This is a genomic window from Streptococcus sp. S5 (assembly GCF_034134805.1).
GTDB lineage: Bacteria > Bacillota > Bacilli > Lactobacillales > Streptococcaceae > Streptococcus > Streptococcus lingualis.
Genome location: NZ_CP139419.1, coordinates 1724794 through 1744346 on the forward strand (window position 1 = coordinate 1724794; position 19553 = coordinate 1744346).

At 40.8% G+C, this 19553-nt stretch carries 19 protein-coding genes; 3 read left to right on the plus strand and 16 right to left on the minus strand.

Features of this window, described 5'->3' with window-relative positions; genetic code table 11:
- Positions 1 to 55 precede the first annotated feature (55 nt).
- Positions 56 to 583 carry an SLOG family protein gene (locus SM123_RS08355; RefSeq protein ID WP_320909420.1) on the minus strand — a complete coding sequence of 176 codons (528 nt, stop codon included), beginning with the start codon at positions 581 to 583 and terminating at the stop codon, positions 56 to 58.
- Positions 584 to 647: 64 nt separating this feature from the next.
- Between SM123_RS08355 and recU the strand changes: the two genes are divergently transcribed.
- Together recU and pbp1a are read left to right on the plus strand one after the other, a co-directional pair.
- A complete protein-coding gene (recU, locus tag SM123_RS08360) occupies positions 648 to 1241 on the plus strand; it encodes a Holliday junction resolvase RecU (protein WP_320909421.1) in 594 nt (197 codons plus the stop codon).
- Complete coding sequence (pbp1a, locus tag SM123_RS08365; protein ID WP_070659666.1) at positions 1242 to 3356, plus strand: penicillin-binding protein PBP1A; 2115 nt, start codon at positions 1242 to 1244, stop codon at positions 3354 to 3356.
- Between the two features lie 152 nt (positions 3357 to 3508).
- Here pbp1a and pepC read toward each other — a convergent pair whose 3' ends face one another.
- From pepC to rsmH, 13 genes are all read right to left on the minus strand, one after another.
- On the minus strand, positions 3509 to 4843 hold the full coding sequence (pepC, locus tag SM123_RS08370) for an aminopeptidase C (protein WP_070659665.1): 1335 nt from the start codon (positions 4841 to 4843) through the stop codon (positions 3509 to 3511).
- Between the two features lie 67 nt (positions 4844 to 4910).
- A complete protein-coding gene (locus SM123_RS08375; RefSeq protein ID WP_320909422.1) occupies positions 4911 to 5462 on the minus strand; it encodes a GNAT family N-acetyltransferase in 552 nt (183 codons plus the stop codon).
- 212 nt (positions 5463 to 5674) lie between these two features.
- Positions 5675 to 6499, minus strand: a complete 825-nt coding sequence (nadE, locus tag SM123_RS08380) for an ammonia-dependent NAD(+) synthetase (RefSeq protein WP_201087886.1) — start codon at positions 6497 to 6499, stop codon at positions 5675 to 5677.
- Positions 6496 to 7956, minus strand: coding sequence for a nicotinate phosphoribosyltransferase (locus SM123_RS08385; protein WP_201087887.1), 1461 nt, complete (start codon positions 7954 to 7956; stop codon positions 6496 to 6498). The genes nadE and SM123_RS08385 overlap by 4 nt, the downstream gene beginning before the upstream one ends.
- Before the next feature lie 138 nt (positions 7957 to 8094).
- On the minus strand, positions 8095 to 9006 hold the full coding sequence (trxB, locus tag SM123_RS08390) for a thioredoxin-disulfide reductase (RefSeq protein WP_320909423.1): 912 nt from the start codon (positions 9004 to 9006) through the stop codon (positions 8095 to 8097).
- A 59-nt stretch (positions 9007 to 9065) separates the two neighbouring features.
- On the minus strand, positions 9066 to 9293 hold the full coding sequence (locus SM123_RS08395; protein WP_003003995.1) for a DUF4059 family protein: 228 nt from the start codon (positions 9291 to 9293) through the stop codon (positions 9066 to 9068).
- Positions 9294 to 9374: 81 nt separating this feature from the next.
- Positions 9375 to 10118 carry an amino acid ABC transporter ATP-binding protein gene (locus SM123_RS08400; protein WP_320909424.1) on the minus strand — a complete coding sequence of 248 codons (744 nt, stop codon included), beginning with the start codon at positions 10116 to 10118 and terminating at the stop codon, positions 9375 to 9377.
- Entirely contained in the window at positions 10118 to 10918 is an 801-nt protein-coding gene (locus SM123_RS08405) for an amino acid ABC transporter permease (protein ID WP_049498839.1), read from the minus strand. The genes SM123_RS08400 and SM123_RS08405 overlap by 1 nt, the downstream gene beginning before the upstream one ends.
- Before the next feature lie 196 nt (positions 10919 to 11114).
- The gene (locus SM123_RS08410) at positions 11115 to 12458 is read right to left on the minus strand and encodes a DEAD/DEAH box helicase (protein ID WP_070659694.1); all 1344 of its coding nucleotides are present in this window, start codon (positions 12456 to 12458) and stop codon (positions 11115 to 11117) included.
- Between the two features lie 134 nt (positions 12459 to 12592).
- Entirely contained in the window at positions 12593 to 13585 is a 993-nt protein-coding gene (gene mraY, locus SM123_RS08415; protein ID WP_003014926.1) for a phospho-N-acetylmuramoyl-pentapeptide-transferase, read from the minus strand.
- A gap of 1 nt (position 13586) precedes the next feature.
- Positions 13587 to 15869 carry a penicillin-binding protein PBP2X gene (gene pbp2x, locus SM123_RS08420; protein WP_320909425.1) on the minus strand — a complete coding sequence of 761 codons (2283 nt, stop codon included), beginning with the start codon at positions 15867 to 15869 and terminating at the stop codon, positions 13587 to 13589.
- On the minus strand, positions 15862 to 16197 hold the full coding sequence (gene ftsL, locus SM123_RS08425) for a cell division protein FtsL (protein WP_003003929.1): 336 nt from the start codon (positions 16195 to 16197) through the stop codon (positions 15862 to 15864). Before ftsL ends, pbp2x begins: the two co-directional genes overlap by 8 nt.
- An 11-nt stretch (positions 16198 to 16208) precedes the next feature.
- On the minus strand, positions 16209 to 17159 hold the full coding sequence (gene rsmH, locus SM123_RS08430; RefSeq protein WP_003010377.1) for a 16S rRNA (cytosine(1402)-N(4))-methyltransferase RsmH: 951 nt from the start codon (positions 17157 to 17159) through the stop codon (positions 16209 to 16211).
- A 150-nt stretch (positions 17160 to 17309) separates the two neighbouring features.
- Here rsmH and SM123_RS08435 point away from each other — a divergent pair, with 150 nt between their 5' ends.
- Positions 17310 to 17489, plus strand: a complete 180-nt coding sequence (locus tag SM123_RS08435) for a hypothetical protein (protein ID WP_037599920.1) — start codon at positions 17310 to 17312, stop codon at positions 17487 to 17489.
- Between the two features lie 260 nt (positions 17490 to 17749).
- Here the strand turns inward: SM123_RS08435 and SM123_RS08440 are convergent, their stop codons facing one another.
- The gene (locus SM123_RS08440; RefSeq protein ID WP_195487750.1) at positions 17750 to 19132 is read right to left on the minus strand and encodes an amino acid permease; all 1383 of its coding nucleotides are present in this window, start codon (positions 19130 to 19132) and stop codon (positions 17750 to 17752) included.
- A 163-nt stretch (positions 19133 to 19295) separates the two neighbouring features.
- Positions 19296 to 19553, minus strand: a complete 258-nt coding sequence (locus SM123_RS08445; RefSeq protein WP_003010384.1) for a DUF896 family protein — start codon at positions 19551 to 19553, stop codon at positions 19296 to 19298.

Below are 19553 nucleotides of genomic sequence, written 5' to 3' on the forward strand. Positions count from 1 at the left end.
TAGTTCATCATCTCAATTATATAAAAAAATGGTAAGAAAAATCAAGGTATAACACTTAGTTTTCGTAAAAATTTTCAGCAAGTTCATTTAAGTCATCAAAACTTAATTCTTTGACATAAAATGGTTCTTTTTCTAACATCATTTTGTAAAGATATTTTAAATTGGTTTCATTTTCTGGATCATAAAAAACATAAGCTCCATCCGCATTATCTATCAAAAACTGATTGTATTCTTTTAGTTGACCCGGATTGCTATAGTGGGGATAGGCATATTTCACGAAATCCACCTGTTTGAAGCGTGCTAATAATTCCTGATTGCTTTCATTCCAATTTTCGCCAACATTCTCAAATAGGAAGATCGTCGCCATTTGAAAATCGTAATCATTTTTTAATGCAAAGGCGACCTCTAGTACCCAAGCCTCAAATCCCAAATTACCAGAAAAGACTAGCCATTTCACTCCTTCTTCAAATAAACGACGAAGATCTCTTTCAATGGCTTTTTTGATAATGGTCAGTCGAGGGTCCTTATTGGAAAAGACGCCCACATCAAAACTCTTATAACCTGCAACAAGTATGGTATTCATTTTTTCCTCATTATTCTAATTTATGATATAATAGAGTGATGTAATTGTACCAATAAGGAGAACTATGGTCAACTATCCACATAAAGTAGCCAAAAAAACCTTGGTCTCTACACAAAGGAAACATCCAGTCGACTTTGCGAATCGTGGGATGACATTTGAAAAAATGATCAATGAAAGCAATCAATACTATCTTTCTCGAGGTCTAGCTGTCATCCATAAAAAACCAACACCGATTCAAATCGTGAAAGTGGATTATCCACGTCGCAGTCGGGCAAAGATTGTTGAAGCCTATTTCAGGCAAGCCTCAACGACAGACTATTCTGGAGTATACAAGGGACGCTATATCGATTTTGAAGCTAAGGAAACACAGCAAAAGCAATCCATGCCGATGAAAAATTTTCATCAACATCAAATCGATCATATGGAGGCGGTTGTCCAGCAAGGCGGTATCTGTTTCGTTCTCTTGCATTTTGCAAAGTTGAGTGAAACCTACTTACTTCCTGCTCCTGCATTAATTCACTATTACAACATCGATCATGGTAATAAATCCATGCCCCTCTCCTATATTCAGGAGCACGGCTTTCTAGTAGATGAGAATCGACTTCCGAGCGTTCCTTATCTTGATATTATCGAACAGAAACTTCTAGGCGGTATTTAAATGAATAAACAAACAGTCATTCAATGGTTGAAATATGTTGCGATCGCAGCCATTTCATTTTTCTTACTTTTATTTGTCCTTGGTGGACTGATTTTTAGTTACTATGCTATGAAAGCACCAACCTTGTCTGAAAAAGATTTGGTTGCAACAACATCTAGTAAGATCTATGACAACCAAAATAACTTGATCGCGGATTTGGGAGCTGAGAAACGAATCAATGTCACAGCCAATGAAATCCCTACTGATTTGGTCAATGCTATCGTTGCGATTGAAGACCACCGTTTCTTCAATCACCGTGGGGTCGACATCATTCGGATCGGCGGTTCCTTCCTTCACAACTTACGAGGAGGAAGTCAAGGTGGGTCAACCTTGACGCAACAATTGATCAAGTTAACCTATTTCTCCACTTCAGCCTCTGACCGTACCCTCTCTCGTAAGATCCAAGAAGCTTGGTTAGCAACCCAACTAGAAAAGAAAGCAACCAAACAAGAAATCTTGACCTATTACGTCAATAAAGTATTTATGGCGAATGGGAACTACGGAATGCAGACAGCTGCGAAAAGTTATTACGGAAAAGATCTAAAAGATCTTTCGCTCCCTCAATTGGCACTCCTTGCGGGGATGCCCCAAGCACCAAACCAATACGATCCATACTCCCATCCTGAAGCAGCGCAACAGCGCCGAAACTTAGTATTAAAAGAAATGCTCGATATGAAGACCATTTCTAACAAACAATACGAAGCAGCGGTCAATACACCTGTTACAGATGGTCTGCAAAGTCTCAGTTCTTCAAGCAGTTACCCAGCCTATATGGATAATTACCTAAAAGAAGTGATCGAGCAAGTCGAAGAAGAAACGGGCTACAATTTGTTGACAACCGGAATGGTTGTCTATACAAACGTGGATACAGAAGCTCAAAAGAAACTATGGGATATCTACAATACAGATGAATATGTCAATTACCCGGATGATGAAATGCAAGTAGCTTCTACCGTTATTGATGTCAATACTGGTAAAGTCATTGCTCAGCTGGGTTCTCGTCACCAATCCAGCAATGTTTCCTTTGGTACAAACCAAGCGGTTGAAACGAACCGTGACTGGGGTTCAACAATGAAACCAATCACAGATTACGCACCAGCTCTTGAACATGAGGAATATACCTCTACAGCAGCTACTACAACAGATGCGCCATACAACTTCCCTCATTCATCAACGCCTGTCTACAACTGGGACCGTTCATACTATGGTAGCATGTCCATTACCTACGCAATTCAACAATCTCGTAACGTGCCTGCGGTGAAGGCCCTGGAAAAAGTTGGTCTTAAACAAGCTAAGAAATTCCTCAATGGACTCGGAATCGATTATCCAGAAATGGTATACGCTAATGCCATCTCAAGTAACACTAGCGATTCAAGTAACAAATACGGAGCTAGCAGTGAAAAAATGGCTGCTGCCTATGCTGCTTTTGCCAATGGCGGTACCTATTACAAACCATCCTATGTTAGTCGGGTTGTCTTTAGTGATGGCACAACCAAGGAATTTGAGTCCGAAGGAACTCGTGCAATGAAAGCAACAACTGCCTACATGATGACAGATATGATGAAGACAGTTCTCTTGTCTGGTACCGGTACAAATGCTGCCATTTCGGGAATCTACCAAGCTGGTAAGACAGGTACATCAAACTATGCTGATAACGAAATCGGTAAATTGACAAAAAATGCTTATTCAAATATTGTAACACCGGATGAATTGTTTGTAGGCTACACTCCTGAATATGCCATGGCAGTATGGACAGGTTATTCCAATCGCTTTACACCAGTATTGGATAATGGAATACAGGTCGCAACGGATGTCTACCGTCAAATGATGCTCTATCTTGCTAATAATAATAACTCTGGTCATACGGATTGGACGCAACCAAGTGGACTGTATCGAAGTGGTTCTTATCTCTACTTAAACAATGGTAAGAACAACTACAATAACTACTACTATGAGCCAAGTTATTCCACTGATCAGTATTCGTATGAAGAACCATCGTCTAGCTCTTCGAACGAAGAAAATCAATCTAAACCATCTGAGCCTTCTTCACAAGAATCTAACAATCATAACGAATAATATAACAGAGAAGTCGGGCTTTTGCCCGGCTTTTTTTAAAACAATGGTTAAAAAACCAGAACGAATAAAATCTGATTTATTTAGTTAGACTTCCCAGCTTTTTTATTTTTGAGTATATAAAAAAAAGAGCCTTTCGGCTCTTTTCTGTATCATTATTTTGCCAAAGCTCCCATTGGATCCCACGGTGCTAGGACAATTGGTTCTGCTTCATAGGCTGCTAATTCGTCTGCTGTTAGGAATTCTTTACGAACCACGATTTGGTAGGTATATTCATCCATCCAAGCATCAGAAGCCACAAAGTAACCATCTGTACCGACCTTGTCTCCCCATGAATTTTCAACCTTCCATTTACGAGACTGACCTGCTTCGTCTAAATCAACCCCTGTCAAGACCATAGCATGTGTCATGAGACTTTCTGCATAGTCCAAGCGACCCGCCTTGTCTTGTGTCAAATGAATATCCATGCCTGCTTCAAAATCGTAGACATCTGTTGCCAGGATTCCGGCTTTACGGTTGCTGACTTGGCCTACATCTGAACCAAACCAGACAGTTTCTCCTGCTTTCATTTGAGCAATGGCTAATTCTTTCAATCGATCCATTGGAACATTTAGGTAGCGGACTGGACGGCTACCAACAACATTGCCCAGCATATCTACGGTGTAAGATTTTCCATATGGCTTGTCTGTAGTTGGGGCATTGATAATAGAGACGTAATCGTCTAATTGAAGGTCTACATATTTTTTGTAGAAGCTTTGTGGAGTTAAGCCACTTTCACTATGGAATTGGTTGTCCTTATCACGGTATGAAAAGTCAAATTCACGTGGAGGCAATCCTAAAGACATAGCCAAGAAGTTAAAAATTTCTTGCAACAGCGCTTGTTTCTTGCTCGCAACTGCCTCACTATCTGCGCCTGAGTGAATCAAATCACGCAAGATTTGCGCATCTTGACGCAAGAGTTTATTGAGGTAGGTGTTCAATTCCCGACTATTGCTTGAAGAAATCGATTCTGGATAAACTGATTTTGGAACCACCCCGTATTTCTCAAAGAGGGATACCACCATATCCCATTGACCGCCATCTTGTTGTGGGGTTTGTAGGAGAAAAGCCACCTTACGGCTGGTCAATTCTTGGTCTGCTGTAGCAATCACTTGCTCCAAAAACCAGTTTGATTTTTCATACTTATCCCAAAAGAAAGTATGTGCTTGAGACAATTCAAAATCCTCCAATTGGAAGCTTGAAATCATCTTGTGACGGAAGGTATTTAAAGCCGCAAACATCCAACAACGCCCAGATGCTTTTTGGTTTGTCACCTTATCCTTGGTCAAATCAAGTGAAAAAACTGGTGTATTTTCTACTGCACTCTTGCGCGTTTCAAGCGATGCATGGATCCCATTATGGGTAACAGCATTTTCAAGAGCCGCATATTTCACATTTGCTTCATAATTAGCATAGAGCTGGTCTGTAAATTCTTTCGTTAATTCTGACATAGCAATCTCCTTTTTTCGTTATTTACTATTATAATCCTTTGAGCAGAATCTTCAAGTAAAAATCACCCTATAGAGAGGGATTCTGTATAGAATAGATGATTTTATCGCCACAATATCCTTTGCGTTGAATGGCATGAGGGATGGTTTCTACATACTGCATTCCGGCCTTTTTCATGACTTTACCAGAAGCAGGATTTAAACTGACATAAGTGGCTTTGATTTCCTTAAATCCGACTTCATTCAATAAGAAATCCAAAACAGCTGTGACGGCTTCTGTCATGAATCCCTTCCCCCAGAATTTCTTGCCAAGGATATAACCTAGCTCGCATGATTGACTTTCCTGGTCTTGAGAAACCACACTAATATCTCCAATTACCTGATCCGGTGATGTTTTCAAACAGATCGCCCATTTATAAGTATCTGGTTTACGATACTGTTCGATCCATCTTTTGATCGATTCTCTGGTTCTCTCAGAAGATGCATGGGCATCCCAGGTGACATAGTTCAGGGTTTCAGGATCAGAAGCCCAATTTTCAAACATCGCTGGTGCATCCTCCAAAACGAAAGGCCTCAAGTATAAATGCTCTGTCTCTATGACAAGACTTCCAAGATGATTCATAGATTGTCTCCCTTCATTTTTTCATGCAACTTGAACGTTGCAAGTTGGTTACTTTAATCTAGAAGAAAAGGACGGATGAAACCGCCCTTCTTTTTGATGCTTTTCACAATATTGTATGGTGAGAAGACTACGAAATTGAATTCTACGAGTTACCGATTTCTACCTCGTTTTCCTATTTTAAGACTCGGGCTAAAAAGGTCCACTGGACCTTTTTACTCCCAGAAATGATCAAATACTGTGATTGGCAAGTGGCGTTTGTGTTGGCCTTTGTACCACCATTTTTCAATAGTGGCTTGAGCTTCTGGGCTCACTTGTTTGCCTTCTAGGTAATCATCGATTTCATTATAGGTGACACCCAGCGCTACTTCATCTGCTATTCCTGGTTTTTCTTCTTCCAAATCTGCTGTTGGGATTTTCTCATAAAGAGCAGGATCGGCTCCTAAGGCCTTAAGCAATTGTTTTCCTTGGCGTTTATTCAAACGGAAAAGGGGTAAAATATCTGCACCACCATCTCCAAATTTTGTGAAGAAACCAGTAATATTTTCTGCAGCATGGTCCGTCCCAATCACCGCACCGCTACGTGCTCCAGCTAGAGCATATTGAGCAATCATACGACTGCGAGCCTTAATATTGCCTTTGTTAAAATCAGAAACCTCTGTTCCAGTCGCTTCTACTGCTCGTACCATTTCGTCAGCAGACTCCTTGATATTCACAACCAGGCTAACATCCGGCTGGATAAAGGCCAATGCTTTTTGTGCATCTGCTTCATCTGCCTGTACCCCATAAGGAAGACGAACGGCAATAAATTGATAGGAGGCATCTCCTGTTTCTGCGCGCATTTCTTCCATGGCCAATTGAGCTAATCGTCCAGCAAGAGTTGAATCTTGTCCTCCTGAGATCCCTAATACAAATGTTTTCAAGAAGGGATGCTTCTTTAGATATCTTTTTAAGAAATCAACCGAGTGGCGAATCTCTTCCTGAGGATCAATGCTAGGCTTGACACCCAATTGTTGGATAATCTCTTCTTGCAAACTCATTTTGCTTCTCCTTCTCCATTGGCCTTGTTACGCATTTCCTCGATCAGATCCATCTTATCCTGCCAAATATCTTTGGCCAAGTCAACTGGGTAATGCTGTGGATTGAGGACACGCTTGTATTCATCCCATAATTGATCGTAATTTTTACGAGCATATTCTTGAATTTCTGATAATGTTGGCAATTGATAAACCAATTGACCCTCTTTAAAAATATCCACTAAAAGAGGAATGGCCTCAAAGTTTCGAACTGTTTTATTAATGTAGGTATAAGTTGGATGGAACATTTTAAGTTCTGTCAGTTGTGAAACATCTACTCCATCATAAGTGATGTAGTCTCCTTCTGACTTACCTTTTTCACGGCTCGTAATCCGCCAGACTTGCTTTTTACCTGGAGTAGAAACTTTCTCGGCATTATTGGAAAGCTTGATGGTATTGATCATCTCTCCTTTATCATTTTCAACAGAAACAATTTTGTATACCGCTCCAAGCGCTGGTTGATCGTAAGCTGTAATTAACTTGGTTCCTACACCCCAAACATCAATTTTTGCTTTTTGCATTTTTAAGTTGAGGATGGTATTTTCATCCAAGTCATTAGAAGCGTAGATTTTAGCATTTGTAAACCCAGCCTCATCTAATTGCTGGCGGACCTTTTTAGAAATATAGGCAATATCTCCTGAGTCAATCCGGACGCCTAGGAAATTGATTTTATCTCCCATTTCACGCGCTACCTGAATAGCAGCAGGGACCCCAATACGCAGGGTATCATAAGTATCGACGAGGAAAACACAATCTTTATGGGTTTCCGCATAAGCCCTAAAGGCCTGGTAGTCATTTCCATAAACCTGTACAAGAGAATGGGCATGAGTTCCTAAAACTGGGATTCCAAAGAGCTTACCTGCACGTACATTACTAGTTCCATTGGCACCTCCGATGACTGCCGCACGAGTTCCCCAAATGGCAGCATCCATTTCTTGCGCACGACGGGTTCCAAATTCCATCAAAGGCTCATCTTCAATGACTGAACGAATACGAGCAGCTTTTGTGGCAATCAAGGTTTGAAAGTTGACGATATTCAAGAGAGCTGTTTCCACCAATTGACACTGGGCTAGAGGGCCCTCTACCTGAACAATTGGTTCGTTGGCAAAGACTAAGTCTCCTTCTTGAGCCGAGCGTACCGTCAGTTCCAGCTTGAGATCACGGAGATATTCCAAGAAGGCCCCATGATAACCAAGTGACTCTAAATAGGCAATATCGCTCTCAGAAAAGCACAAGTTTTCCAAGTATTTCACAATTCTCTCTAAGCCAGCAAATACTGCGTAGCCGTTTTTAAAAGGCTGTTGACGAAAATAGACTTCAAATACGGCATGTTTATTGTGAATACCTTGATCAAAATAGACTTGCATCATGTTGATTTGGTATAAATCAGTATGCAACGTTAAACTGTCATCTGGATACATATGAATACCTCTTTTTTTAGATTTGTTCTATGAATTCCTACCATAAAATTAGTACCATTATAGCACATTTCAGCCCCATTGAATACTGAAAGGAAAGCATGAAAAAAATCTGAGACAGGAAGCTCAGATTTTTTTGGATTAAAAGTTTTCTGTGATATATTTATAAACTTCTTGGCCAGCAATCGCACCGTCTCCGACGGCTGTCGTCACTTGACGCAAATCTTTTTGACGAACATCGCCAACTGCAAAAATACCTGGGACTGTGGTTCTCATATGATCATCCGTGATCACCCAGCCATTTTCATCTAAAATACCAAGTTCTGTCGCAAAATCACTGACAGGATCTAAACCGACATAGATAAAGACACCACCGAAGGCTTGCTCTCTAACCTCTCCTGTCTTCACATCTTTTAAAAGGACAGACGTTACTTTTTGTTCACCCTTAATTTCTTCAACAACCGTATTCCAAGCAAAGTGAATTTTATCATTGGCAAAGGCACGATCTTGAAGAACTTTTTGGGCACGCAATTGATCACGACGATGGGCAATGGTCACTGTTTTTGCAAACTGAGTCAAAAAAACAGCTTCTTCTACCGCAGAATCACCTCCACCAACGACCAAGAGATCCTCGTCTCTAAAGAAAGCTCCATCACAAACAGCACAGTAGGAAACCCCTCTACTATTCAGCTCCTCTTCGCCAGGGACATTCAATGAACGATGGTTAGACCCTGTTGCAATCACCACGGTTTTAGCTTCAAATTCCCCATCATCTGTGACAATCTTTTTGGTTGCTCCAAGGTCTTCGATACGCTCTACCTGACCAAACAAATGTTCCACGCCAAGATTTTCTAAAGGCTCAAACATTTTTTCAGCCAAGTCTGGGCCACTAATATTCGCATAGCCAGGATAGTTTTCGATGTCAGACGTATTGTTCATTTGACCACCTGGAATTCCTCTCTCAATCAATGCGACTTTTAAATTACTTCGTGCTGCATAAAGGGCCGCAGTCATCCCTGCAGGACCTGCTCCAATAATCACTGTATCAAACATAGTCAACCTCTTTTCCGTTTCGTTGTAATCATTATAATTCTAACACGGTCTTTTTGCAATTATCGTGCTTGAAAGATAAACAAGATCCCTATGACCGCAAAGGTTAAAATAGGAATCGTCATGATATCAATTAAGAGGATATCATATAAATGGGCTTGTCGTTGCTTGGCTGTTTTATCTTTCTTCTTAAGGGCACGGTAGCCAATCCAAATACAAGAAGCGATCCCAACTAAAATCGTTGTCGTCACTAAACTTTGTAAATATAAGGACAATAATTTATTTAACATCACGACTCCAAATATTTTTACATTTTCAGAAAACAAACCCAGCTAGCACCGCCAGCTGAGTCTTACCTCTTTTCTATTATATCAAACATAGGTCCGTTTGTAACTAGCAAAGAATTCTTTTGTCCGTTCTTCTTTTGGATGCTGCATGATTTCCTCTGGTGTTCCAGATTCAATAATCCGTCCTTTATCCAAAAATAAGACCTTATCTGCTACTTGCGCTACAAAAGACATATCATGGCTGACCAATACCATAGTTTGACCTGTTTTTGCGGCATTGGCAATGGATTTTTCAACCTCCCCAACCAATTCTGGATCCAAGGCTGAAGTCGGTTCATCCAGCAAAAGAACCTCTGGTTTCATGGCCAAGGCACGAGCCAAAGCCACGCGTTGCTTTTGTCCGCCTGAGAGGTGACGAGGATAGTGATTTTCACGATCCGATAAGCCGACTTTTGCCAGTTCTTCTCGAGCAATTTTCGTTGCTTCTTGATCGGATAAGCCCTTCACAACAATGAGCCCTTCTTTCACATTTTCAAGGGCTGTTTTTCTACCAAACAAATTAAACTGCTGGAACACCATGGCCAATTTTCTTCTTAAGGTTAAGATTTGATCTTGGGTAATGTGCTCAAAATCAACTTCGAAATCATCAATCTTAATTCTACCACTGTCTGGAGCTTCCAAATAGTTTAAACTGCGTAAGAAGGTTGATTTACCAGCTCCCGAAGACCCGATTAAGGCCACGACTTCCCCTTTTTGAATTTCCAAACTTAGATTATTTAAAACCTTTTGACCTGAAAATGTCTTTGATAATTCTGAAATATAAATCATTAGATCCGGACCTCCTGATCTGGTAAATCAATTGCTACGGGAGTCTCAATATCCAGTCGACGTTCAATGTGACGGCCTAGTATTTCAATGAGAATATTCACAATCCAGTAAACAATCGATACCGTGATAAAGCGTTCAAAGTACTTCAAATCGCTCCCCCCAATAATCCGTGCTTGGGCAAAAATTTCAACCACACTGGCACTAAAGGCTAGCGAGGTCCCCTTGGTTAAGCCGATGAGAGAGTTGATTAAAGTAGGAGTTGCAACGACTGCTGCATTGGGAATAATAATCCGGCGATAAACTTGACGGTTGGTCATCCCAAGACTACGCGCTGCCTCAATTTCACCAGGATCCACTGATAAAATGGCTGCCCGGATGGTTTCACTCGCATAAGCTGCCTCATTAAAGGCAAGAGCAACAATTGCAAATAACTCAGCTGGAATGGCATTAATATTAAAAGCTGTTCCATAGGACTGATTGATCGCTTTTAAAATAAGAGGAATCCCATAATAGGTCAACATCAACTGAACCAACAAAGGAGTCCCACGTAAAAAACTGACAAAAACAGCTTGAATCGGGTAAAGAATTCGTACACGATTAATTTTGACCAGAGCAAAAATCATGGCAAAAATAATCCCAAAAAATGCGCCTCCTAGGGCTAATAAAATCGTCACAGGCAATTTCCCAATGACTGCCGGAAATGCATCCAATACGGCTCTCAAACTAAACAGCTTGCTGTCTGGAACGTGTTTTAAAAAGTCAGCATACCAGTTGGCAGTTAAAAGATTAGTTGTAAACATTTTTGTTACTTCCTTTCTCGAACATAAACATTCTATCACATTCACTATCGGAATTCCAAAAATTGCTACAGAAATAGAAAAATGATAGACTACTCAAATTTAGTCTATCATAATTTTAGACAAGTTCCTAATAGTTTTTCTTTATGGAGTTCATAAAGAAAATCTATGTTTTCTTCTGAACATGTGAAAGAAGGGGTTAGAAAGTTTGGCGTTTGGCCTTTCGTTCCGCCCGACCACGCGCACGGTTTTCAGCTCTTTTAGCTTTTCTCCGCTTTTCATCAACTGCCCATTTGATTTTTTTCTTGTAGCCTGGTTTGATTTTTTTCTTTTTCTTCTTCACCAGACCAATCATTTCAATGTCGAGTTTCTCTTGCTTCTTCTCACGATTGGCCCGTCTGTCCCGATCATAAGTATCTTCAATAACCCCATTTTTCAACACTTTCGGTACGAAACGAATGCCCATTTTTTCTAGTTCACGGATATCTGAATCATCACTCGGTTGATAAAGAGTAATAGCGACACCTGGTAGACCATTGCGCCCTGTCCGGCCAACACGGTGAACAAAGAAAGAAAGATCTTGTGGAATAGCATCGTTGATGACATGACTCACCCCTTCGATATCAATTCCACGAGCCGCTAAATCTGTGGCCACAATATACTCAAAATCAAGATTTTTAACCTGATTCATGATCCGTTTCCGTTCACGTGGTGGGATATCTCCGTGAATCTTCGCCACTTTCAATCCTTGGGCTACTAGATAAGCATGGAGATCATCTGCTCTCGTTTTGGTATTGACGAAAATCATGGCCAAATAAGGTTGCAAGGTCTTGGTCAATTGGTAAATTTGCTCATTTTTATCCCGACCCTTGGTCGAAACCAGCCAATTATCGATGGTATCTGAAATCACCGTCTTGGTCTTAATTTGCTCCATGACTGGGTTTGAGAGATATTTTTTCAAGAAAGGCTGCAATTTTTGCGGAATGGTGGCTGAAAAAACTAAAAATTGCAGTTGTTGCGGAAGCCTTGAAGCAATCTTATCCACAGTAGACAAGAATCCCATGTCCAGTGTCATATCTGCCTCGTCTACTACAAAAGTATGGGCCTTATGAATAGCCAGATCACCCGATGCAACCAGATCATAGATCCGGCCTGGAGTTCCAATAACGATATGTGGTTGTTTGACCTGCAATTTTTCAATCTGACGGCTTTTATCCGTTCCTCCAACATAATTTACAATCCGAATCTCTTTGTCAGAATGACTAGCGATTTGACGAGCAGCTTGGTAAATTTGCGTCGCCAACTCCCGACTAGGAGCCGTGATGACCGCTTCAACTTGCTCACTATCTTCATTTAAGGTTTGAAAAATCGGCAAGAGGAAAGTATGGGTCTTCCCAGAACCTGTCTTTGACTCTCCAACCAAATCATTTCCAGCTAGGACAATCGGAATTAGTTTTTCCTGTACTTCGGTTGCTTCTCTAAAATTGATTTCTTTCAGTGCCTCTTGAATATAGGGCTTAAAATTAAACTCTGTAAATTTCATTTTCTCAGTTCCTTTCATGATCTCTATTATTATATCAGAAAAGCTGTCTTCTTGCCTCTCTTATGGGTCATTTTTCCTAACCAGCGAAGTCTCTCTGAGTCAGCAAAAAAACGATGGGCAAGCCCACCGTCGTTTTATAGATAGAGAAGGACTAGAGTCACGACACTTGTCACCAAGGCAATGCTCCACATAAAGGCATCCACTTTCCATTCTGACCAGTTTTGGCCATTGCCAGAAAGTCCCCCCAGTTCTAAATGATGGTGGAAAGGAGTCATTCGGAAAATCCGACGTCCTTCTCCGTAGCGTTTCTTGGTCCATTTGAAATAGGTCACTTGTAGCATCACAGAACCTGTTTCAATGACATAGACCAGACCAATTAAGAGCAGCGTCCACTCGACATGCAGAGCCATTGACAAGGCTGCAAGCATCCCTCCAAGAGCTAGACTACCGACATCGCCCATAAAGATTTTAGCCGGCTTGTGGTTGAAGACAAAGAATCCAAGCAAGGCCCCAATCATACTCAAGGTGACAAAGAGAATGTCCCATTTCCCTTGCATATAGGCAATAAAGGAATAGGCACTCAGGCTAATAGCAACGGAGATGCTGGCTAATCCATCAATCCCATCTGTCAAATTGACCGCGTTTGAAAATCCAACCAACCAAAACAAAGCAAAGAGAATGTAGAAATGGCCCAAGTAAAGATCGTAACCAAAGACATTTAAAAGGCTTCCTGCACCGTGGCGTTCAGAAAAAATATAGAAGATGATTCCACCAACAAGTTGAAGGGCCAATTTTTGTTTCGGATTGAGACCTTCATTAATCTTACGAAAAACTTTTAAAAAGTCATCCAAAAATCCAACAATTCCATATAGAATCAAGATAAATAGAATAAGTTGAACAGGTCGCGTGAAATTTCCAGTCAATACGGTAACGACAAAACTAACTAGAACGGCTGTAATGAGAAATACAACTCCACCCATTGTCGGAGTGCCAGCTTTCGCTTTGTGTTGTTTCACATCTTCGTGCATTTGTTGCCCGGAAATATGAGCACGATGGTAAAATCGAATAAAGGCTGGAATAGCAGCCACTGTTAATAGAAACGATACAAGGATCGTAGCAATATACATCTTAGTCTCCTAATGTTAACGTAATCTTTTTAGTTTTATTGAGTGAGGTGTTCATTTTGACACTTTGTTTGGTTACTTTCTTTCCACTACCTTTATAGGTAATCTCAATTCCAGTCCATTCTCCAAAGATGTCTGCATTTTTCTTAGTCCAACCATACATATCTGGAACCGCATCAAAGTCTTCTGTCAATAACAATACTTGTTGATTGGCTTTGACTTTAGAGCCTACATCCACAGACATCTTGCGGATATTTTTCCCGGTTCCTAGGACAATTGGTTGTACCAAATTGCGACGCAATTCCTCTGAATAAGCACCTGGGCTCAGATTTTGTTTCAGATTCAACTCCTTAGAGAGAGTTTCTACTGAAGGGATTTTGTAGGTCGTTTCTTTGGTCACATCATCCAACGTTGGTGCCTCTGAGGTTAGATGCAAATCATCTTTCAAAGCAACAGCATCTTCTAAAATGGGATTGACCAATTCTTCCCAATTATTTGGAGAGAATTTTACTTCTGGTTGTTGGACCGTTACATACATGATGAATTCAGGATCTTCTGCAGGTGTCATGGCTACAACCGAGTTGATATAATCATTTTCTCCTTGCAAGTATCCTTGATCTGTCGCAATTTGGGCAGTCCCTGATTTCACCGCAACGTTTTGACCGGGTACCTGAATGATGGGTCCATCACTGTACAAGGTTCCATACTCTGGATCTGTTCCAACGGTGATCATATAGTTCCGTGTCTGTTGCGCAGCTGATCCTGAAACTGGTTTTCCAACAACTTCTTTTTTTGATTTGCGGGCTGTGTCTGATTTTTTATCGTAAATGGCACTAATAAACTTCGGCTCTAACATTTGCCCATCATTAGCAATGGCACTAAAGGCCCGTAACATTTGGGTTTGACTGACGGAAATCCCTTGACCAAAGGCAGATTGTGCCTGACTGACATAGTTATCACCTGGAAGGCTACCATAAGCCTCATCTCCCATACCAAAACGAGTTGGAAGACCAAACTTAAAGCGTGTCAAATAATCCATCCAAACCGTATTTCCCATTTTCTGTTCCAGACGAGTCATGCCAATGTTACTCGAATAGGCAAAGCCTTGAGCAATATTCATGTAACGGCCTGCTGACAGCCCCATATTGACATCCCAGTCACGGATCGTCGCATCTTTTACTTGTAGTTCGTTACTATAGTATACCTCATTATAGGCTGGGAAGGTTCCATGATCAATCGCCGAAGCTAATAACATGACCTTCATCGTTGAACCCGGTTCATATTGATCTTGATAAAGGATGGTATTCCAGGTTTTCAAGTTTTTCAGATCCAACCCTTGTTTGGTATCCGCATTATAGGATGGACGTTGCGTTGTCGCTAGGATCTCTCCAGTTTTTGCACTCACAAGAGTCGCACTAACATACTTTCCTTTTACTTTTTCTTGGAAAACATCCATTCGCGTCTCAAGGTAGGTTTGTAATTCTGCTGAAATGGTCGTATAGACATCTTTTCCATCTTCTGTTTTGACAGAAACCTTATCTGAACCAGGAACGATATTGCCGTTTCGGTCTTTGTCATAGGTGATAACCCCATTTTGACCAGCGAGAATACGATCGAGGGATTTCTCCATCCCTGATTGCCCCTTCAGAGTTTTATTCCCCTCTTTATCTTCTTGAAGAGAGGCCTGACCTATAAATTGAGAAGCAAAAACTCCATTTTTATAGCTTCGATTTGGACTGGTTGTAAAGGCAACCCCTTCAATCTTCGCCGCTTCCATGGCCTCACGGATGGCTGTCATATTACTATAAGTTATGCCGTTTCCGTTCGAGCCAAAAGAAACCTGTTTCAATTTCTTTTGCGACAACTGTTGAATGACGTAATCCTCATCCATCCCTAAGTACTGCTTAAAGATTTCTGCTACTTTTTTAAATTGGCTCTCTTCTACATAGAGGATTTTCCCAGTTGCTGATTTGTACTTTTTATCAATAATAGCATAAACGTTATAGGTCGTCGCATCTTCAGCAATTACTGCTCCATTTCGGTCGTAGATCGTTCCACGTTTTGCAGGAACAATGACCGTCTGCTCATGGACTTTTTTGGCTTGATCCGATAAGGTCACACCAAATTTTTTGTCAGTCCCAATGATCATTGCAAAATTAATCAGAAAGAGAAAAAAGAGGAAAATCGCCAGTACACTGAGATTTTTCCCAACTTGTTTTCGATTCTGATCCGGCAAGCGACGTTTCTTTATCGAATACCCGATCAAAAATTTTTTGAATTTATTCATCACTACTTGCACTCACTGTTTTTCGATTTTCTTTTTGCAGCTTCATTCCTTGGGAGCTAGCCAACTGTGATAAGCGGTCATAACGTGTTAATTCATTGACCTCTTGACGAACATCTGCCAATTCCGTCTTTTTGGCTTCTAGTTCCGTATTCAAATCAGTCAGTTCACTTTGAACTTGTAAAATCCGTGTCTGCATAAAGACGATACTAATGGCTAAAATCACAGCTGTTAGGACAATCGACCCATAAAAAGCCTTTTCTACTCTAGAGAAACGGCGAAAGCGGTCTTGCAGTACCTGTGTTCTTGTTCTCTCATCTCTTGCTGCCATATCAATTCCTCTTACTTGTGTATTTTTCGAGCAACCCGAAGTTTTGCTGAATGGGATCGATTATTTTCCTCAAGCTCTTCTTCACTTGGCAAAATAGGTTTCCGGTTAACCAACTCCATCTTTGGTTTCAAATCATCTGGAATAAAGGGAAGTCCCTTTGGAACCTCAACCGTCGAAGCTTCTTTAAACAATTGTTTGGTCAATCGATCCTCTAACGAATGAAAGGTAATCACAGAAATACGACCATCGAGGGCCAACAAATCCATGGCTTGCTGAATCGATTCATCTGCAGCTCCCAATTCATCATTGACTTCGATACGAATGGCTTGGAAAATCTGTTTAGCAGGATGGCCCTTTTTCTTGAGCTCCTTAGCTGGTTTAGCAGATTTAATAATCTCTGCTAATTCAGTCGTCGTTTCAATCGGTTTAATTGCTCGTGCTTGCTCAATTTTCCGCGCAATTTGCTTGGAAAATTTGTCCTCTCCATATTTGAAAAAAATACGGACTAGATCATGGTAATCGTAGCTATTAACGACTTCATAGGCTGTCAAGGAAGCTTCTTGATTCATCCGCATGTCTAACGGCGCATCTTTCTTGTAAGAAAATCCGCGTTCCCGTTCATCTAACTGAGGACTAGAGACACCTAGGTCATAACAGATTCCATCAATTTCAGTCACACCCAATTCGTTTAGACGTTCCTTCAAATGACGAAAGTTATCCTTAATGAAGGTCACCATGCCTTTCTCGATGAATGGAGCTAAACGAATCTTAGCATTCTCAATTGCATGCTGATCTTGGTCAAAGGCATAAAGATGGCCCGATTCATTTAATTTTGTTAACAAATATTCGCTGTGGCCTGCCCCACCCAATGTGGCGTCTACATAGATACCATCTGGCTTAACATCCAGCATATCGATCGTTTCATGAAGCAAAACCGTTACATGATGAAATTCTTTACTCATATCTTTACTATTTTACCACAAATGGGACCAAGATGCACTCCTGAAAGAAAATTCACTAACTAATCCTATCGGGCCTTTTCGGATCCTACAAAATACCTAGACAGGCTTGATTTCACTTGTTTCCTCTAGGATTTATGATACAATATTCTTATGAAAATAAGAAAACAGATTCTCATCCCACTTTTATTGGTCGATGCTATCGCTCTCTACTTTTTTCTAACCACTATTGAGGCTTGGATTTTTTGGCTTGCTGCCCTGATCCTAGCCGGCTCACTTTGGTGGCTCAAAAAAGCCATTCAAGGACAAAAAACAGAGATGGAAGAAAAATAATTTCTTCCACCTCTGTTTTTCTTTTATTCCCTCCAAGTAATTCCTTAAAAGAAAGCAAACTAGCTCTGAAATAATAAAGAGGCTGGGACAAAAGTCCTAGCCTCTCAATTATTTTTGGATTGTCGAGCAAGACGCAGTGGTTGAGTGGGCTCTACTACGCTGATTTCATCAGCTTTTACAGCCCTACTCAACTGTGCGGAGGTGGGACGACGAAATCGAATTCTAACGAATTACCGATTTCTGTCCCACTCTCTTGCGGTTTATTTACTATGTTTCCAATTGCTGTAAATCCCAAAAAGAATGATCCAGATGGTTGCTCCAATCGCTCCAATGTATGTTGATTCTTGCAAGAAGAGACAAACGAATACAAAGAGGAAGAAAACGATGGTCAATGGATTCAACACTTTATAGGCTGGCATGATAAAACCATCTGGCATAAATTCTTTCGATTTACGGTACTTAAGATGGGCAAGCATGGTCAAAATGTAAATAGCAATGTAGACACCAGAAGAAGATGCCGTAATCAAGGCAAAAGCATCTGAGACACCTGGCAAGACATTGATAAAGGCTGAAACAGCAACCACAATCGCAGAAAAAATAATCGCGCGACTTGGAATCCCCATACGAGATAAGCTATTCAGTTTCAAACGATTCATCACTTTACTGTTTGGTGTTTCCTTTGCAATCTGGTACAAGTGACGCCCTGTTGAATAGAGGGTGGAATTCAAGGAAGATGCAGCAGCTGTCAGTACAACAAAATTAATCAATCCTGCTGCCCACTTGATTCCAACCATCTGAAAGACCGTTACAAATGGTGATTTATTGACGGGAAGCTGTTGCCAAGGGAAAATAGCCATAATCGCCAACAAAGCCCCTACATAAAAGATTACAATTCGGATTGGAATTTCTTTAATGGCTTTTGGCAATACTTGGCGGGGATTAGCTGTTTCAGAAGTAGTAATTCCAACAAACTCGATCGCTTGATAAGCAAAGAAGACCATTTGGAAGGCCATGACGAACTTGACCCAACCATTTGGAAACATTTGAAAACCACTGGTAATATTGGTTAAGCTAGCGTGTCCAGCTGGTGTTTCAAAATTCGTCGTCACCATAAAGATCCCTGTTGCGATCAGGGCTAAAATAGTGACAATCTTGATCATTCCAAACCAGAATTCAACCTCTCCAAAAACCTTCACAGCGATCAAGTTTACACAACTTAAAAGCGCTAAAAAGATAATTTGAATCTGCCAGGCTGGCCAATTTGGAAACCAAAGCTGGACATAGTTGGAAACAGCGGTGATCTCTGCCATTCCCAAAAATACCAAGGAGACCCAATAGGACCATCCTGAAAAATAACCCCAACCTTTTCCTAGATACTTGGTGATAAAGTTGATAAAGGTGTGTTGATCAGGGTCCATATAGAGCATTTCTCCGATCGCCCGCATCATCAAGTACATGAAGGCGCCAGTCAGCATATAGACTAAAATAATAGAGGGACCTGTCAAAGAAAGGGAACGACCGGCTCCAAGAAAGAGTCCTGTCCCGATGGTTCCTGCAATAGCGATCAGCTGAACATGCCGATTTTGCAGACCACGAACCATCCCATTTTCGGTTTCTTGACTAGGATGATGTTTTTTTGACATATGATTACTCCAATTCTTTTTCTGTACATTTTCAGAAAAGTATACTTCAAATTTTCACACAATCTACTATACCATGTTTTTAAAAATTGGTCAATCTGGTCCAGAATATTCTGAATTTTAAAGATACAAAAGAGTGCTGGAGTCTATTCCAGCACTCTTTTGATTATGAATTAGGATCATCGAGACTACGGCCATGCAAACCTTTTTCCCGTTGCACTTGGCGTAGTTTCTCAGGTGTTACATCGTTACCTTCTTCATCCACAATTTTGATCCCTTCAATGTGGTGACGAACGGAGCGACGATAACCTTCAATGTATTCTTCACGAAGTTTTGCTTGTTCCACTGTTTCTTCTGGAGTCAAACCTTCTGTTTTTTTCTTTTTAGCCAGCTCATTGATCCGAGCAATTTTTTCAGGTGTCAT

Bases quoted from the DNA above. Each gene is read 5' to 3' on its own strand.
- SM123_RS08395 (WP_003003995.1), bottom strand. From the start codon at position 9,293: ATGTTAAATAAATTATTGTCCTTATATTTACAAAGTTTAGTGACGACA.
- trxB (WP_320909423.1), bottom strand. From the start codon at position 9,006: ATGTTTGATACAGTGATTATTGGAGCAGGTCCTGCAGGGATGACTGCG.
- nadE (WP_201087886.1), bottom strand. From the start codon at position 6,499: ATGAGTTTGCAAGAAGAGATTATCCAACAATTGGGTGTCAAGCCTAGC.
- SM123_RS08375 (WP_320909422.1), bottom strand. From the start codon at position 5,462: ATGAATCATCTTGGAAGTCTTGTCATAGAGACAGAGCATTTATACTTG.
- SM123_RS08405 (WP_049498839.1), bottom strand. From the start codon at position 10,918: ATGTTTACAACTAATCTTTTAACTGCCAACTGGTATGCTGACTTTTTA.
- SM123_RS08445 (WP_003010384.1), bottom strand. From the start codon at position 19,553: ATGACACCTGAAAAAATTGCTCGGATCAATGAGCTGGCTAAAAAGAAA.
- SM123_RS08440 (WP_195487750.1), bottom strand. From the start codon at position 19,132: ATGTCAAAAAAACATCATCCTAGTCAAGAAACCGAAAATGGGATGGTT.
- recU (WP_320909421.1), top strand. From the start codon at position 648: ATGGTCAACTATCCACATAAAGTAGCCAAAAAAACCTTGGTCTCTACA.
- pbp2x (WP_320909425.1), bottom strand. From the start codon at position 15,869: ATGAATAAATTCAAAAAATTTTTGATCGGGTATTCGATAAAGAAACGT.
- rsmH (WP_003010377.1), bottom strand. From the start codon at position 17,159: ATGAGTAAAGAATTTCATCATGTAACGGTTTTGCTTCATGAAACGATC.
- SM123_RS08435 (WP_037599920.1), top strand. From the start codon at position 17,310: ATGAAAATAAGAAAACAGATTCTCATCCCACTTTTATTGGTCGATGCT.
- SM123_RS08410 (WP_070659694.1), bottom strand. From the start codon at position 12,458: ATGAAATTTACAGAGTTTAATTTTAAGCCCTATATTCAAGAGGCACTG.
- SM123_RS08355 (WP_320909420.1), bottom strand. From the start codon at position 583: ATGAATACCATACTTGTTGCAGGTTATAAGAGTTTTGATGTGGGCGTC.
- ftsL (WP_003003929.1), bottom strand. From the start codon at position 16,197: ATGGCAGCAAGAGATGAGAGAACAAGAACACAGGTACTGCAAGACCGC.
- pepC (WP_070659665.1), bottom strand. From the start codon at position 4,843: ATGTCAGAATTAACGAAAGAATTTACAGACCAGCTCTATGCTAATTAT.
- SM123_RS08400 (WP_320909424.1), bottom strand. From the start codon at position 10,118: ATGATTTATATTTCAGAATTATCAAAGACATTTTCAGGTCAAAAGGTT.
- pbp1a (WP_070659666.1), top strand. From the start codon at position 1,242: ATGAATAAACAAACAGTCATTCAATGGTTGAAATATGTTGCGATCGCA.
- SM123_RS08385 (WP_201087887.1), bottom strand. From the start codon at position 7,956: ATGTATCCAGATGACAGTTTAACGTTGCATACTGATTTATACCAAATC.
- mraY (WP_003014926.1), bottom strand. From the start codon at position 13,585: ATGTATATTGCTACGATCCTTGTATCGTTTCTATTAACAGTGGCTGCT.